Origin of the sequence: Bradyrhizobium campsiandrae, assembly GCF_014529705.1 — a bacterium.
Taxonomy (GTDB): domain Bacteria; phylum Pseudomonadota; class Alphaproteobacteria; order Rhizobiales; family Xanthobacteraceae; genus Bradyrhizobium; species Bradyrhizobium campsiandrae.
This window is the reverse complement of sequence record NZ_JAANIH010000309.1, coordinates 1-261: the sequence shown is the minus strand read 5'-3', so window position 1 is coordinate 261 and position 261 is coordinate 1. Positions and strand designations below refer to the sequence as shown.

The following is a 261-nucleotide window of genomic DNA, read 5'->3' as shown; positions in this document are numbered from 1 at the left end:
ATGCGCCGCTTCGAGACGCTGGTCGACGCGCTCACCTCCAACCGCGGCGATGCCATCATTGCGTCCATGGCGGTGAGCCCGCAGCTGCGCGCCCGCGTCGACTTCACCGATCCCTATTACCGCGTGCCGGCGCGCTTCGTCTCGCGCAAGGACGCGGTGATGCCGGAGATCCGGCCTGAATTTCTCGAAGGCAAGAAGGTCGGCGTCATCGCCGGCTCCGCCCATGAGGCTTATCTCAAGGCGATGTTCACCGACGCCGAG

1 protein-coding gene is annotated in these 261 nt (G+C 65.9%); it reads left to right on the top strand.

Annotation, left to right across the window (positions count from 1 at the left end; all coding sequences use genetic code 11):
• Positions 1–261, top strand: a 261-nt coding sequence (locus G8O24_RS43230; RefSeq protein WP_188108478.1) for a transporter substrate-binding domain-containing protein, incomplete at both ends; no start/stop codon positions are given.